This is a genomic window from Bartonella pachyuromydis, assembly GCF_039543065.1.
Lineage (GTDB): Bacteria > Pseudomonadota > Alphaproteobacteria > Rhizobiales > Rhizobiaceae > Bartonella > Bartonella pachyuromydis.
The window spans coordinates 122948-138054 of the sequence record NZ_BAABJA010000002.1; the positions used below are offsets into that span (position 1 = coordinate 122948).

At 37.6% G+C, this 15107-nt stretch carries 11 protein-coding genes and 1 pseudogene; 11 read left to right on the forward strand and 1 reads right to left on the reverse strand.

Annotation, left to right across the window (positions count from 1 at the left end; translation table 11 throughout):
- The first annotated feature begins 4 nt into the window (after positions 1-4).
- Positions 5-1102 (forward strand): FecCD family ABC transporter permease, encoded by a 1098-nt coding sequence (locus ABD917_RS02400; protein WP_345118495.1) that lies wholly within the window; start codon positions 5-7, stop codon positions 1100-1102.
- The gene (locus ABD917_RS02405) at positions 1099-1893 is read left to right on the forward strand and encodes a heme ABC transporter ATP-binding protein (RefSeq protein ID WP_345118496.1); all 795 of its coding nucleotides are present in this window, start codon (positions 1099-1101) and stop codon (positions 1891-1893) included. The genes ABD917_RS02400 and ABD917_RS02405 overlap by 4 nt, the downstream gene beginning before the upstream one ends.
- A gap of 564 nt (positions 1894-2457) precedes the next feature.
- Here ABD917_RS02405 and ABD917_RS02410 read toward each other — a convergent pair.
- A pseudogene (locus ABD917_RS02410) lies at positions 2458-2939 on the reverse strand (tail fiber protein); the annotation flags it as partial.
- Positions 2940-3425: 486 nt separating this feature from the next.
- Here ABD917_RS02410 and thiC point away from each other — a divergent pair.
- The 9 genes from thiC to ABD917_RS02455 all read left to right on the forward strand — a co-directional run bounded on the left by thiC (position 3426) and on the right by ABD917_RS02455 (position 15107).
- Positions 3426-5258, forward strand: a complete 1833-nt coding sequence (gene thiC / locus ABD917_RS02415; protein WP_345118497.1) for a phosphomethylpyrimidine synthase ThiC — start codon at positions 3426-3428, stop codon at positions 5256-5258.
- The gene (locus ABD917_RS02420; RefSeq protein WP_345118498.1) at positions 5255-6205 is read left to right on the forward strand and encodes an FAD-dependent oxidoreductase; all 951 of its coding nucleotides are present in this window, start codon (positions 5255-5257) and stop codon (positions 6203-6205) included. The genes thiC and ABD917_RS02420 overlap by 4 nt, the downstream gene beginning before the upstream one ends.
- 3 nt (positions 6206-6208) lie before the next feature.
- The gene (gene thiS, locus ABD917_RS02425; RefSeq protein ID WP_345118500.1) at positions 6209-6406 is read left to right on the forward strand and encodes a sulfur carrier protein ThiS; all 198 of its coding nucleotides are present in this window, start codon (positions 6209-6211) and stop codon (positions 6404-6406) included.
- 4 nt (positions 6407-6410) lie between these two features.
- Positions 6411-7184, forward strand: a complete 774-nt coding sequence (locus ABD917_RS02430; RefSeq protein ID WP_345118501.1) for a thiazole synthase — start codon at positions 6411-6413, stop codon at positions 7182-7184.
- A complete protein-coding gene (locus tag ABD917_RS02435; protein WP_345118502.1) occupies positions 7181-7786 on the forward strand; it encodes a thiamine phosphate synthase in 606 nt (201 codons plus the stop codon). Before ABD917_RS02430 ends, ABD917_RS02435 begins: the two co-directional genes overlap by 4 nt.
- On the forward strand, positions 7777-8535 hold the full coding sequence (locus ABD917_RS02440) for a hydroxymethylpyrimidine/phosphomethylpyrimidine kinase (RefSeq protein ID WP_345118503.1): 759 nt from the start codon (positions 7777-7779) through the stop codon (positions 8533-8535). The genes ABD917_RS02435 and ABD917_RS02440 overlap by 10 nt, the downstream gene beginning before the upstream one ends.
- Before the next feature lie 429 nt (positions 8536-8964).
- Positions 8965-9792 (forward strand): uracil-DNA glycosylase, encoded by an 828-nt coding sequence (locus tag ABD917_RS02445; protein WP_345118504.1) that lies wholly within the window; start codon positions 8965-8967, stop codon positions 9790-9792.
- A gap of 77 nt (positions 9793-9869) precedes the next feature.
- Positions 9870-12497: an aminopeptidase N gene (gene pepN / locus ABD917_RS02450; protein ID WP_345118505.1), complete on the forward strand. Its 2628-nt coding sequence runs from the start codon at positions 9870-9872 to the stop codon at positions 12495-12497.
- A 288-nt stretch (positions 12498-12785) separates the two neighbouring features.
- On the forward strand, positions 12786-15107 hold the full coding sequence (locus ABD917_RS02455; protein ID WP_345118506.1) for an ATP-binding protein: 2322 nt from the start codon (positions 12786-12788) through the stop codon (positions 15105-15107).

Consider the following 15107-nt stretch of genomic DNA (forward strand, 5'->3'; position numbering starts at 1 on the left):
AGAAATGTTAGATAATACGTCCATAGTGTATGCACCTAAAACAAATACGAGTAAAAGAGTAAACCATACAAATTTGAAAAAGATTGTACTGTTAAGTCTTATTATATTCCTTATCTTAAGTATTTTGGGTGGACTTTTGAATGGTGCTTCAAAGGTTTCTTTATTTGACTTCCTCCATATCATGCTGACACAGGACTTTTCAGTAAGTAGTAAAACACGTGATTATCTCATACTTGTCGACATTAGACTTCCTCGTGTTATCTTAGGGGTATTGATTGGAGCATCTTTAGCTGTCTCTGGTGTTCTTATGCAAGGGCTTTTCAGAAACCCTCTTGCTGATCCTGGAATTGTAGGTGTATCAGCAGGTGCAAGTCTTGGTGCTGTTTTAGCAATTGTTGTTGGTATCGCATTTCCTGTTTCATTAATACCTTTTCTGGAGCCTTATAAAGTTATCATAGGGGCTTTTGGGGGCGGACTTTTATCAACAGTTGTTCTCTATACTGTAGCAACGCATCATAGTTTTACCTCTATTGCAACAATGCTTCTTGCTGGTATCGCTCTTGGTGCTTTAAGTGGTGCTATTATTGGAACACTCATTTTTATAGCAAATGATCAACAATTGCGTGATATTACTTTTTGGAGTCTTGGCTCTCTTGCGGGTGCTACATGGTTAAAAGTTTGGCTTGTTCTGCCCTTTATCTGTGTTGGACTTTTTTTTTCGCCCCTTTTATCACGTGCTCTTAATGCACTTGCCCTTGGAGAAGCCGTTGCTGGTCATATTGGTTTCCATATTCAACGCGTTAAAAATATTGCTATTTTCCTTGTTGCTCTGATGTGTGGTAGCGCTGTTGCTGTTAGTGGTGGTATTGGTTTTATCGGTATTGTTGTTCCACATATTTTGCGTCAATTGATTGGTCCAGATCATCGTTATCTTATTCCCTGTTCTGCTCTTTTGGGGGCTGCATTGCTTATTTTTGCCGATACCTTTGCACGTTTAATTGTTGCTCCAGCAGAATTGCCAATTGGAATCGTTACAGCACTTGTTGGGGCTCCTTTTTTCCTGTGGATTCTTATACGCAAACGAGGAGCAAATTTTTCATGATTGAAGCGTCTCATATCTGCGTTCAACGCGGGAAAAAGAAGATTCTCAACCGTATCAATTTGCAAGCTAAAAGTGGTGCTCTTACCGTTATTATCGGTCCCAATGGATCTGGCAAAAGTACTTTCATTAAAGCACTGAGTGGAGAGATCCCCTATAGTGGAAAAATGACTTTAAATGGTCACGATATTAGCCAAACGAAAACTTCTGAAATGGCAAAAATGCGTGCAGTGTTACCACAATCAACAACGCTCGTTTTTCCATTCTTAGTTCATGAAATTGTAGAACTTGGTCTCTCTGTAAACCAATGCGCTATTACCAAAACCGAATTGCAAAATCGTACCCAAAAAGCCTTAGAATATGTTGGCCTTGCTGATTATAATAATCGATATTATCATCAATTATCAGGTGGAGAGCAGGCTAGAGTGCAACTTGCTCGTGTACTTTGCCAAGTATGGGAACCGGTTTATCATGAAATTCCTCGTTGGATGATCTTAGATGAGCCTATTGCAAGCCTCGATATCCAACATCAAATTGTTGTTATGGATATTGCCAAGAATTTTGCCCGTCGTGGTGGTGGTGTTCTTGCTGTCCTCCACGATCTTAATCTTGCCTCACATTATGCGGATAAAATGATATTGTTAAAGCAAGGAGAAATTTATTGCGAGGGAAACGCCTCTATCGTTTTGACAACGCAAAATCTTCGTGATGTCTATCACTGTGCTCTAATCGTCTCTGAACTACCTAAAACAAATGTGCCGTTTATACTCCCTCAAACAGCATCCTGCTTATGATACGAATTTGTAGAAAATCTATTGGCTTAAATAAAAAATTATAAGAATAGCAAAATAAAATATGGAGAAGCGTTCGATAATTGTAATGAACTCTTTTCCACACAGCAGCTCTCTTCTCTTTGAAAGAGAATCGCGCCTCTAAAGACATCTTGAAAAAGAAAATCCGTATACTCAAAGAGTTTTCAAAATTTTATTTGATAAAAAACATTTAAGGCTTTGTCCTTCTCCCACATCTTCTTTTCATAAAAAGAAGCAATCATCTCTCTCTTTCTGCCACAATAGTCTTTATAAGAAAATATGAAAGATGTACAAAAATATCTCTTTAATATTAAGAAGATGTAAAAAATAAGTTATAATTCTCCATTCTTCTTATAATATTTTATATGTTTAACTTTACAAATATTGGAAATTACTTCCTCATCACCTAAGAAACCTTTTAACACGTTCTCCAATATCTTATTTACATGCCATGAGCCCCTTATGTGTTGCATAAAAAGAACGCAGATTTTCTCCGCATTAAAAATATCATTAATGGCAGATAAATTATTCATTATCCAAGATAATTCATGATTTTATGGCATAAACAACCGTTGCATTAACAGGCCGTGTTTCTATTTCACCTGTTGAAAAATAGTTCGCTTATGCGTGTGTGTACCAGCAAGTTGTGTTGTTCCTGTGGTATATTCAAGATTATAATAATATGGATTCCTTCGACCAACAGTATTAGCAAGCCATCCAAATGTTTTATACTGAAAATTATGTGTATGCTCACCTGCCTCCTCAATAGTGCCAATATGCGTATGTGATTTTGTGCTATCGTACTGCTCATCTGCAAACTATCTATCTACATCTAGATCACGACCATCATCAAAGCCACGTAAAAACATTCCTCTAAAATCTAGAACTTTAAAGATTGTATCACTGTCTTTTCTCCATTTATCACCTATTGTCTTGAATAATTGCGAATAATCTTTGCGTTTATAAATGGCACCATCGCATAAAAGCCAACCCTTTGGTACCTCTTGCATAGCAAAAGCTGCAATAAAAATATTTTATACTATTTTTCATTATTTTTTCTTGCTATGCTTTGAACAAATGACTTCTGTTTTTGTTCTTTCGTTGTACAGCTTTCAAAGTTTGTTTTTCTTCATTCTCATTTCAATTCAATTCTTGAATTGATTGTTTGTTTATAAGACACTTCAATATTATTTTTCTACTTCATAGCAGCTGCTTTTACTTCTCACGAACATAGAAAAATCGTTAAAAACATATCTTTGCGATTGACAATACAAACAATTAAGCCAACCATGCCTTCATAAATAAAAGCTCTTTAAATGGGGGGAGTACAAATGTTATAAAAGTTATTGTAATTAATTTCTTCAATCAAGTTTCCTCATTTTTATTTGAAGCATCTCGATACGAAGCAGTATTATATTTCCTCTTCGTTCAGATGTGCATGATTGATGATTTAAATATATCCCCCCCTAACATCGCAACTTATTTTTAAACTATGTGCTTATAAGGAAAAATTTATGCAGAAAAAGATTCCATCAATCAGTTGCTCCCCCTTTCCTGCCTCACGTAAAATTTATCAACAAAGTCCTTCTTTTTCTGATGTGCGTGTTCCACTACGACAGATTTCATTGACCGATGACAGTGATGAAGAACCTTTAAACATTTACGATACTTCCGGCCCATACACTGATAGAGATATGGTAATTGATATTACAAAAGGCCTGCCCGCAATTGGCTTGCCTTGGCTTGCTAAACGCGCCGATACTGAATCTTATCCTGCACGGTCCGTTAAACCTGAAGATAATGGATTAACCTATGATACCCCTTCCACACCAAGCTTTGAACAAAAACGTCCTATTTTGCGAGCAAAAAATGGCAAAGCAATTACGCAGATGGCATATGCACGTGCAGGTATTATTACCGAAGAAATGGAATATGTTGTTATACGAGAAAATGAAGGTTGCACAATAAAAGATCAGCAAAAACTACTCTCAAATGAAAAATTTAACAGATCAATACCAGAATTTTATACTGCTGAATTTGTTCGCAATGAAATTGCCCATGGGCGTGCCATTATTCCTAAAAACATTAATCATCCAGAGTGCGAACCAATGATTATTGGACGCAATTTTCGTGTTAAAATTAATGCCAATATTGGCAATTCAGCTGTAACATCCTCTATGGCAGAAGAAGTTGATAAAATGGTTTGGGCCATTCGTTGGGGGGCTGATACAGTTATGGACCTCTCAACAGGACGAAATATTCACAATATTCGTGAGTGGATTATTAGAAATTCACCGGTTCCAATTGGAACTGTTCCTCTTTATCAAGCACTCGAAAAAGTACAAGGTATTGCTGAAAATTTAACATGGGATATTTTCCGAGATACCCTTATCGAACAAGCAGAACAGGGTGTTGATTATTTTACTATTCATGCAGGCTTAAGATTAGCATTTATTCCTCTCACCATTGACCGCGTAACAGGTATCGTTTCACGGGGTGGTTCTATTATGGCAAAATGGTGTCTCCATCATCACAAAGAAAGTTTTCTCTATGAACATTTTGATGAAATTTGTGATATTGCACGCACCTATGATATCTCTCTTTCCTTAGGAGATGGATTGCGCCCTGGTTCTATTGCCGATGCTAATGATGAAGCTCAATTTGCTGAACTTAAGACTTTAGGAGAATTAACAAAAATTGCTTGGGCAAAAGATGTACAAGTTATGATTGAAGGACCTGGACATGTTCCAATGCATAAAATTAAAGAAAATATGGAACAGCAATTAGAACTCTGTCATGAAGCCCCTTTTTATACTTTGGGCCCCCTTACCACTGATATTGCTCCTGGCTATGACCATATTACATCAGCAATTGGTGCCGCTATGATTGGATGGTTTGGAACAGCTATGCTCTGTTATGTAACACCTAAAGAACACCTAGGGCTCCCCGATAAAAATGATGTTAAAACTGGAGTGATCACTTATAAAATTGCTGCTCATGCCGCTGATCTTGCCAAAGGTTTGCCCAGAGCACAATTGCGCGATAATGCTCTTTCACGTGCACGATTTGACTTCAGATGGCATGATCAATTTAACCTTTCCCTTGATCCAGATACAGCCTGTGCCTTTCATGATGAGACTATGCCCAAAGAAGCTCATAAATTGGTGCATTTTTGTTCTATGTGTGGACCAAAATTCTGTTCTATGCGTATTTCCCATGATATTCGTGATGCAGTCGTGAGAAAAACAAAAGATGAAGGTATGATGGCTATGGCAGAAAAGTATCAAAAGAATGGTGACCTTTATATGGAAGTCATACCTCTGCAAAAAAAGAGAGTGAGCAGTTGAAAAACATTCTTATCAAAGGTGCAGGTGTAGGGGGGCTAACAGCTGCCTTTATGTTACAACAAAAAGGTTTTTCTGTTACTGTAGCAGCTCCTCCTTCTTCTCCTATAGGAACTGCCAGTTGGTATGCAGGAGGAATGCTGGCACCTTATTGTGAAAGAGAAAACGCTGAACAAATCGTCGAAGACCTCGGTATACAAGCTATAGAATGGTGGTATAAAACGCTTCCCCATCTTGTTATACAAAAAGGGACTTTAGTGGTTGCACCAGCACGAGATAAGGGAGAGCTTGAACGATTTTCAGCGCGGACACATAGCCATAAAATTATAAACAATGAAGAAATAGCAAATCTTGAACCAGATCTTGCAGAACATTTTAATGACGCACTTTTTTATGAAAATGAAGCACATCTTGATCCCCGTAAAGCACTTATTGCTTTAAAAGAATATCTTATAAAAAATGGAACATGTTTTGTTGATATCAAAACATCTGAAACAAATTTTGATATTATCGTTGATGCAACTGGAATAGCACGTTTAGGAAAAGATAAAAATATACGCGGTGTACGCGGCGAAATGCTTCTTGTACGCAGCAGGGATATTAAAATTTCTCGTCCAATTCGCCTCCTTCATCCACGATTTCCTCTCTACATTGTGCCGCGACAAGACAACATTTTTATGATTGGTGCAACAATGATTGAAAGTGACTTTGATGGTGCCATTTCGGTAAGATCCATGATGGAATTACTCAATGCAGCTTATACTTTGCATCCTGCCTTTGCTGAAGCAGAAATTATTGAATCTGGTGTTGGAATACGACCATGTTATCCTGATAACTTCCCTTCTGTACGCAAACATGGTAATCGTATTTTTATTAATGGATTTTATAGACATGGTTTTCTTTTGTCTCCAGAAATGGCAAAACGCGCGGTGAAATTAGCATTGGAATAAAACATGCAAATATTTGTCAATGGTGAATCAGTTCAAACACAAGTCATTACTCTCAATCTCTTACTTGAAGAATTGGGCTATGAGGGAAATTGGCTCGCGACTGCTGTTAATGCTGAAGTTGTTCCCGTAAGTGAGCGAAACCAATTTGTCTTACATGAGGGGGATAAAATTGAAATTTTAAGCCCAATGCAAGGAGGCTAGAACGATGCTGAATCTTTATGGACGTAAATTCTCTTCTCGTCTTATGTTAGGTACAGCGCAATATCCCTCCCCCGCAATCCTTCGTGATGCTATTTATAAATCTGGTACAGAAATTATAACCGTTTCATTGCGCCGCGAAACAGCCGGTGGAAAACAAGGTGGGCAATTTTGGCAATTTCTTACAGAACTGGATATAACGATACTTCCTAATACTGCTGGTTGTTACACTGTTAAAGAAGCTGTTACAACAGCAAAGCTTGCACGAGATCTCTTTAAAACCTCTTGGATTAAACTGGAAATTATCGGCAATCCCGATACCCTACAGCCAAATGTTTTTTCTCTCATCGAAGCAGCGCAAATTTTAAACAGTGACGGTTTTAAAATTTTTGCCTATACAACCGATGATCTCATTGTTGCTGAAAAACTGTTCGACGTTGGATGCCAAGTTATTATGCCTTGGTGTGCTCCTATTGGATCTGCCAAAGGGCCTCACAATACTGATGGACTACGTTCTATTCGTGCCTACCTTCCTGATGTTACACTTGTTATTGATGCCGGTATTGGACGCCCATCACATGCCACTGTTGCGATGGAACTTGGATATGATGCAGTGCTTCTTAACACTGCGGTTGCTAAAGCGGGTGATCCTGTCTTAATGGCTGAAGCATTTTCTAAAGCGGTTCAAGCAGGACGTATGGGATATAAAGCAGGGCTTCTCGAAGCGCGTAATGTTGCGGTTCCTTCAACACCCGTTATTGGAAAAGCTGTCTTTTCATGAAACTAGATCCATTTTATCTCATTGTTGACAGCGCAGATTGGGTTGAACTCTTGGTTCCTCTTGGTATCAAACTCGTACAATTGCGTATGAAAAATGAAGACCTTAAAACAATCACTCAACATATTAGGCGAGCAAAAGACATATGCGATAAATGGGGAGCACAACTCATTATCAATGATCATTGGACAATAGCTATTGATGAAAAATGTCATTTTATTCATCTTGGGCAAGAAGATTTAAGCAATGCTGACCTTGCCGCAATTCGTAAAAATGGTATAAGGTTTGGTCTTAGTACACATAATGAGAGAGAATTGGATACCGCACTTTCTGTTCATCCTGATTATATTGCCCTTGGTCCTATTTATCCAACAATCTTAAAAAAAATGAAATGGAAGCCTCAAGGATTAGACAAAATCAAACAATGGAAACAGCGGATTGGTACTTTACCTTTAGTGGGCATTGGCGGTTTAACACCAGAACGTGCTGTTGGTGTTTTAAAAGCAGGAGCCAATAGTGCTGCTGTTGTAAGCGATATTATCCTCCATAAAAAACCTGAACAACGTGCAAGACAGTGGATCAAGGTAACAAAAGCATGGCGTTAAAGCCTTCTATTCTTATTGTGGCAGGCACCGATCCAACGGGAGGGGCTGGCATTGTTCGTGATATAGAAACAGCAGCATATTTTCATGTAAAAGCCAATTTAGCTATTACCTGTGTTAACGTACAAGATGATAACCACGTTGCTGAAATTGTTCCAATGCGTGAAAAACTCGTTACCGCACAAATGCGCAGTGCTCTAGAGGCCAATCCAATCAGTGCAATAAAAATCGGTATGACAGGAACAAAAGCAATTATAGAAGCAATCTCTAACGTCCTAGAAGACTATACCCATATTCCTGTTATTTTTGATCCTGTACTTGTTGCCTCATCAGGGGGAAAATTAACAACAGAAAAAATCATAGACATTATGATCAATAGGCTTCTCCCTCACATTGATCTTTTAACACCCAATAGAGAAGAACTCGCTCTTCTCAGCCAAAGTCCATTAGCAACTCATGATCAGCAAGCAATACAACAAGCACAAAAAGTTTTGTCATTTGGACCACGCTCTCTCTTAATAAAAGGGGGACATGCAGATGGTCCCCTTGCAATCGATAGCTTCATTGATAAAAATGCAATCATCAATATTTCTATGCCTCGCATAACAGGTACCATGCGTGGAACAGGTTGTATCCTTTCAAGTGCTATTGCAGCGCAATTAGCATTAAATGAATCTATGTCTCAAGCCATAAAAAATGCAAAAACATATGTTCACACATTACTGTTAAATCATAATCAGAACTATTCTTAAAAACTTAACATTATGTCATAATCTGTTGTTCACTTTTACATTTTATATGGATTATTTTTCTATAAATATGTCCTCAGAAATACTAAATTATTTCTCTTAATATAAAAACATATCTTTATTTCAACTCTGATAAATATAACGGTATAAGAGTTTTTTTTATTATCTTACAAATCTATTAATGTCCGGTCAGAATAGCTTCATTTATATCTCTTGCATTAAGTAAAGAAATAATACAGAGTTGTTTAGTTACTTTAACTATAAGACAACCCATTAATGCATAAAACTGCGTACTCTCCTATCTTAGAGCTTTTCTTTTTTGTCAAAAAAAGGCTATCATTGTTTCAGATATAAATTTACAAAAGAGCACATCAAAAACTTAAAGAATAAGATTGTCTAATCTATTGTTGGTGGATCATTAGAAATGGTAAAATGCTAAATCAAATATCGTATTCAATCTCGTATGAAGAACTTTTAAACTTTTATAAAGAAAGCGGTGCGGATGCTGTTCTAACAAATTCACCTATTGATCGCTTTAATCAAGCAGTTTGCCTAGAAAAAAAAGCAACACAAACAGTGAATTTTTCTGATAATCAACAAACAGCACCAAGCATAAAGTTAGAAAAACAGCCACTGCTTCGCCCTAGTGTTATGCAAAATGAACTTTCCGCTATAGAGAGTGCAAGAAGTGCAAATACACTTGATGAATTAAAATCTGCTCTCCTCGCCTTTAATGGCTGTTCATTAAAATTAACCGCAAAAAACACCTGTTTTTCAGATGGAACAGCAGGAAGTCCACTTATGCTCATAGGAGAGGCTCCAGGACGAGAAGAAGATATACAAGGAATCCCTTTTGTAGGAAAGGCAGGAATGTTACTCAATAAAATCCTCGCATCAATTGGCTTAACAAGAAACAATGTTTACATAGCCAACACTATTCCTTGGCGCCCACCAGGAAATCGAACACCAACACCAAGAGAAGTCATGTTATGCCGTCCTTTTATTGAACGGCAAATTCATTTAGCTAAACCTCGTATTCTTGTCGCACTTGGCGGTATTGCTACACAGTTTCTAACGGGAGCGCAAAATGGAATTATCCGTACTCGAGGAAAATGGCTTACCTATGAAAGCGAAGACAACACAAAAATCCCTGTTATGCCAACCTTTCATCCCGCTTATCTTCTCCGAACACCTAGTCAAAAAAAGCTTACATGGATAGATTTTTTAGAAGTAAAAAACCGCTTAGATAGCTTTTTGTAACCCCTTTATTCTTACCTTTTCTTAAAACATCACATTTTTTTAGTTCTTTAATTTTAAAATATTAGTCAGGAAAAATTATGTCACAATCAGCAATTCCCATTTATCGTTTAGAAGATTACCAACCAACACCTTATGCTATTCCCAAAACACAACTGCATTTTCGTTTGGCACCAACAAAAACTTCTGTTACAGCAACATTATCTATTGAACCCCGTCAAAATACAAAAGAATTCGCACCTCTTGTACTATCTGGTGATGATCTTACCTTAATTTCTGTTGCTATTAATGGAGAAACATTATCTGAAAATGCTTATAAAGCTACTCCTTCATGTTTAGAAATTACCACCCCACCGGCTGTTCCTTTTACATTGCAATTGGTTACAGAGTTAAATCCTGAAAGAAATCGCCAACTTATGGGGCTTTATCTTTCAAATGGTGTTTATTGTACACAATGTGAAGCCGAAGGTTTTCGTCGCATTACTTACTTTTATGATCGCCCAGATGTTCTTTCTACCTATAAGGTAAAAATTGAAGCGGATTCTCACACTATTCCTATTTTACTTTCCAACGGAAATCTTGTCGAAACAGGTACTCTTGAAAATGATTACCATTTTGCCATTTGGGAGGATCCTTATCCCAAACCATCATATCTCTTTGCTCTTGTTGGTGGTAATCTTGATAAATTAGAAGACCATTTTATCACTGTATCTGGACGACGTATTGAACTTGGTATCTATGTTGAAAAAGGAAAAACAAAACGCGCAACCTATGCAATGGATTCTCTTAAACGTTCCATGCGTTGGGATGAACAATGTTTCGGGCGCGAATATGACCTTGATGTTTTCAATATTGTTGCTGTTTCCGACTTTAACATGGGTGCAATGGAAAACAAAGGACTTAATATTTTTAATGACAAATATGTTCTTGCAGATCCACAAACAGCAACCGATCATGATTATAGAAATGTTGAACGTGTTATTGCGCATGAATATTTTCATAATTGGACTGGAAATCGTATTACTTGCCGCGATTGGTTTCAGCTCTGTTTAAAAGAGGGCTTAACTGTCTATCGTGATCAAGAATTTTCCTCAGATCAAAATGTTCGTAGCTTACAGCGTATTGAAAATATAAAAACATTGAAAGCTATGCAGTTTACTGAAGATTCTGGTCCTCTCGCTCATCCTGTACGGCCTCGTCAATATAGTCAAATCAACAATTTTTATACCACAACTGTCTACGAAAAAGGTGCAGAAGTTGTTCGCATGGTGCATACTCTTTTAGGCCCTACCCTCTTTCGTAAAGGTATGGACCTCTATTTTCAACGTCACGATGGACAGGCTTGTACAATTGAAGATTTTATTGCCTGTTTTGCTGAAGTCTCTCATCAAGATTTTTCACAATTTATGTTGTGGTATGAACAAGCGGGAACTCCCCATGTAGAAATCGATCACCATTATAGTAATGGTATTTTAACAATTCATGCAAAACAGCATATTCCAGCAACACCACAACAAAACACAAAAAAGCCAATGCTTATCCCGATTGCATTTGGTTTGTTAGGGCATAATGGACAATCTCTCAGCTATGAAACTGATGCAGATATTCAATCAAACGTTATGCTTCTCTCCCAAGAAAAGCAAACCTTTACATTAAAGGGATTAAGTGAAAAACCTGTTTTATCACTGCTGAGAGACTTTTCTGCACCTATCAATTTACACTCTCCACTCAATGAAAACGAACTTATCTTTCTTGCACAAAAAGATGATAATCAACTTAACCGTTGGCAATCATTAAACAACTTGATGACGAAAGCCCTGATTCAAGCTATTCAAGATAAAACACAAGCAACAATAGACATGCCCTCTGCTTTGCTAAAGTTGATTGAAAACATTACCACAGATGCAAGTCTTGAACCAGAGTTTCGCGCATTCTGTTTAAGTTTACCAAGCGAAGTTGAACTAGCCCATATAATTGGTAAAGATGTCGATCCAGAACGTATTCACCATGTGCGTAATCAGTTTTTGCTTTCAGTTGCATATACGCATCAAGAGCTCTTCACAAAAATTTATACACAAATGGAGAACAATGAGCCCTATTCACCAAACACTGCACAAGCTGGAAAACGAGCATTACGGAATATAATACTCGACTATCTTTCCGTTGCAGAAAACAAACCACACCGTGCTGCCACACAATATGCTATAGCTGATAATATGACTGATCGTATGGCCAGTATCACTGTCTTAGTACGGCGCTTTAACGAAAGTGAGCAAGCGCAAAATGCCTTAAATGATTTTGAACGCCAATATCAGAATGACCCTTTAGTTATGGATAAATGGTTCTCCATTCAAGCAGTGGTTGCAGGAGCTTCAACACTTGAACATGTTCAAAAACTCATGCAACATCCGCTTTTTTCACAAGATAATCCTAATCGGGTACGGGCCTTAATTGGTGTCTTTGCTTCTCACAATCTCACGGGTTTTAATAGAATTGATGGTGCTTCCTATAGCTTCCTTTGCCAAATCATTTTAGAAATTGACAAAAAAAATCCACAGCTCGCTTCGCGATTACTCACTATGATGCGTTCTTGGAGACAATTAGAACCTATTCGACAACAAAAATTTGAAAAGGCATTAAAAACAATTGCACAAGCTCCCCAATTGTCGAGCGATGTGGCTGAGATCATCTCTCGTCTGCTCACTTAAAGTAGAAAAATATTTATAATCATTATGTTATAGAACTATTTATCAAATCATATTAACAAACGATTGGGCCATAATAAGCCTCTAGACAGGTCATTTAAACTTGTTTAGAGGTTATTTTAAAGTTCTTTTTTATTTCCGTAATCCACATTCAATAAAAGTAAAATAGCTTTTTTAAAAAAAAGACTGGACAGAGGACTCCTGTTTTGATTCATTGCACCCTATGGGGTTTGATTATGAATATTAAAACAGTTTTTAAAACACATTATTCCATAATTAAAGGAACGAGCAATGGCTGAACTGGATGTATATAATGCACCAACGCAGGTGCGTGCGGATTCAAAGTCGAATGCTCAAAATCATAAAACACAAACAAAGCGTCTCCATTTGCTTTTGGGTTTAGTCTATCAAAGGCTTCTCTTTATTGAACCTTGGCTGCGACGTTCAGTTCCATTTGTTATTGTGGCATTCCTTGTTGTGCTGGCAACAATTCGTTTTGTATCAATCTATGGTTGGCATCATGCCATTGATAAAAACACACGCTCTACCCTTACTCTGTTGGCTTCTCATATCAGCAATACAATTGATCGTGACTTACTTGCTACTGCTGAGAAAGGAAAAAAGGCTTCTCTTTCTCACAATCATTTGCAAAATATCCTTACTCGTTTTGACAATAAAAGTCTTATTAATCCCAATATTGTTATTGCTATAATCGATCAAAAAGGCACTGTTTTAGCTTCGTCCAGTTCAGAAATTACTTCAGGAACCCCCCTACAGGACTTTACCTCTGAAAGTATTGCTTTACAATCTCTTGGACAACGTGCTGGAACTATGGAAATCACCATAGGCAAAGATGTTCCTGCCCTTGCTTCATTTCACCAAACAGAAAATGGACAATATGGTGTTTTTATCAGCGAAAAGAAACAACATGCCTACATGGAGTGGCGCAAAATTTTCTCGTTAAATGTAACTTTGTTGATAGGAACAAGTGGTGTTATTCTGGTGCTTCTCTATGCTTATTACAATCAAATTATGCGAGCACGCAATACAGATTTAATTTCAGAAAAAATTCAAAACCGCATTGATATGGCAATGATGCGTGGACGCTGTGGCTTGTGGGATTGGAATATGGCGAGTGGGCGTGTTTATTGGTCACGTGCAATGTATGAAATGCTGGGCTATGTACCTCAAGATGCACTGCTATCAATTTCGCAAATTACTGCCATTATCAATCCAAATGATGCTAATTTTTTTGATCTTGCTCAAGAACTAATGAGTGGTCAAAAAAAGCATATTGATATTAATGTCCCCATGCGACATGCCGATGGTCATTATGTATGGATGCGTATTCGCGCTGAGATGACAGATGAAGAAGAACCCCATTTGGTTGGTATTGCTTTTGATATTAGTGAACAACGTCAACTTGCAGAAGAAACAGCACAAGCTGATCTTCGTATTCGTGATGCTATTGAAAATATTTCAGAATCCTTTGTATTATGGGATGCAGAAGAGCGGTTAGTCATGTCCAATAGCAAATTTTGCGAATATGCTGCTATCCCTAAACAGGTTCTACAATCAGGAATCCAACGTGCAACCGTTGAAGCCATGGCCCGCCCAGCAATCAATGAATATCCTCTCAAAGATGATGGTAATGGGAACCTAACCAGTATTCGCCAAACTGCAGATGGTTGTTGGCTCAAAATTAATGAACGACGTACCCAAGATGGAGGACTTGTTTGTATTGGTACAGATATTTCGGAACTTAAACAACAACAAGAAAAATTTGAAGACAGTGAAAGACGGCTTTTTTCTTTCATTCAAGAACTCAAACGTACTCGAGGAAGTGCTCAACAACGTGCAACAGAAGTGGAAAAACTGAATAAAAGTTTAAAAGCAGAAAAAGAACGCGCTGAAAGTGCTAATAAAGCTAAATCAGAATTTTTAGCAAATATGTCCCATGAATTGCGCACTCCACTTAACGCCATTCTCGGCTTTTCAGATATCATGTTGCAATCCACCTTTGGTCCTCTTGGTTCGCAACGCTATAAAGAATATATGCATGATATTTATAATTCAGGCGCCCATCTTCTAACCCTTATCAATGATATCTTGGATATGTCCAAAATCGAAGCTGGTCGATTTACTCTTGATTGTAAAAATACTGATCTGGAACCAATTATCAGTGAAGCAACACGTACACTGACGCCCCAAGCTCAAGAAAAAAATATCTTTATTACGACTAATATCGCTCCAGAACTCCATGCAGAAGTTGACGGCCGCGCCATGAAACAAATCTTTCTTAACCTCATCTCTAATGCTGTTAAATTCACGCCTTCTGGTGGGAGTATTAATGTCTGTGCTTTCAAGAAAAAAAATAACCTTATCTTTAAGATTAAAGATACAGGTGTTGGCATTCCCCAATCAGCAATTAAAAAACTTGGCCAACCTTTCGAACAAGTTGAAAATCAACTCACAAAAACCCATACTGGTTCAGGTCTTGGATTAGCTATTTCTCGCTCCTTGCTAGAACTCCATAAAGGGAAACTCGAAATTATCTCTAAAGAAATGAAAGGTACAACTGTCATCATTACAATGCCAATTCAACAAGGTTAA

Coding starts and splice junctions, on each gene's coding strand:
- ABD917_RS02455 (WP_345118506.1), top strand. CDS start 12,786: ATGGCTGAACTGGATGTATATAATGCACCAACGCAGGTGCGTGCGGAT.
- thiS (WP_345118500.1), top strand. CDS start 6,209: ATGCAAATATTTGTCAATGGTGAATCAGTTCAAACACAAGTCATTACT.
- thiC (WP_345118497.1), top strand. CDS start 3,426: ATGCAGAAAAAGATTCCATCAATCAGTTGCTCCCCCTTTCCTGCCTCA.
- ABD917_RS02445 (WP_345118504.1), top strand. CDS start 8,965: ATGCTAAATCAAATATCGTATTCAATCTCGTATGAAGAACTTTTAAAC.
- ABD917_RS02430 (WP_345118501.1), top strand. CDS start 6,411: ATGCTGAATCTTTATGGACGTAAATTCTCTTCTCGTCTTATGTTAGGT.
- ABD917_RS02435 (WP_345118502.1), top strand. CDS start 7,181: ATGAAACTAGATCCATTTTATCTCATTGTTGACAGCGCAGATTGGGTT.
- pepN (WP_345118505.1), top strand. CDS start 9,870: ATGTCACAATCAGCAATTCCCATTTATCGTTTAGAAGATTACCAACCA.
- ABD917_RS02440 (WP_345118503.1), top strand. CDS start 7,777: ATGGCGTTAAAGCCTTCTATTCTTATTGTGGCAGGCACCGATCCAACG.
- ABD917_RS02400 (WP_345118495.1), top strand. CDS start 5: ATGTTAGATAATACGTCCATAGTGTATGCACCTAAAACAAATACGAGT.
- ABD917_RS02405 (WP_345118496.1), top strand. CDS start 1,099: ATGATTGAAGCGTCTCATATCTGCGTTCAACGCGGGAAAAAGAAGATT.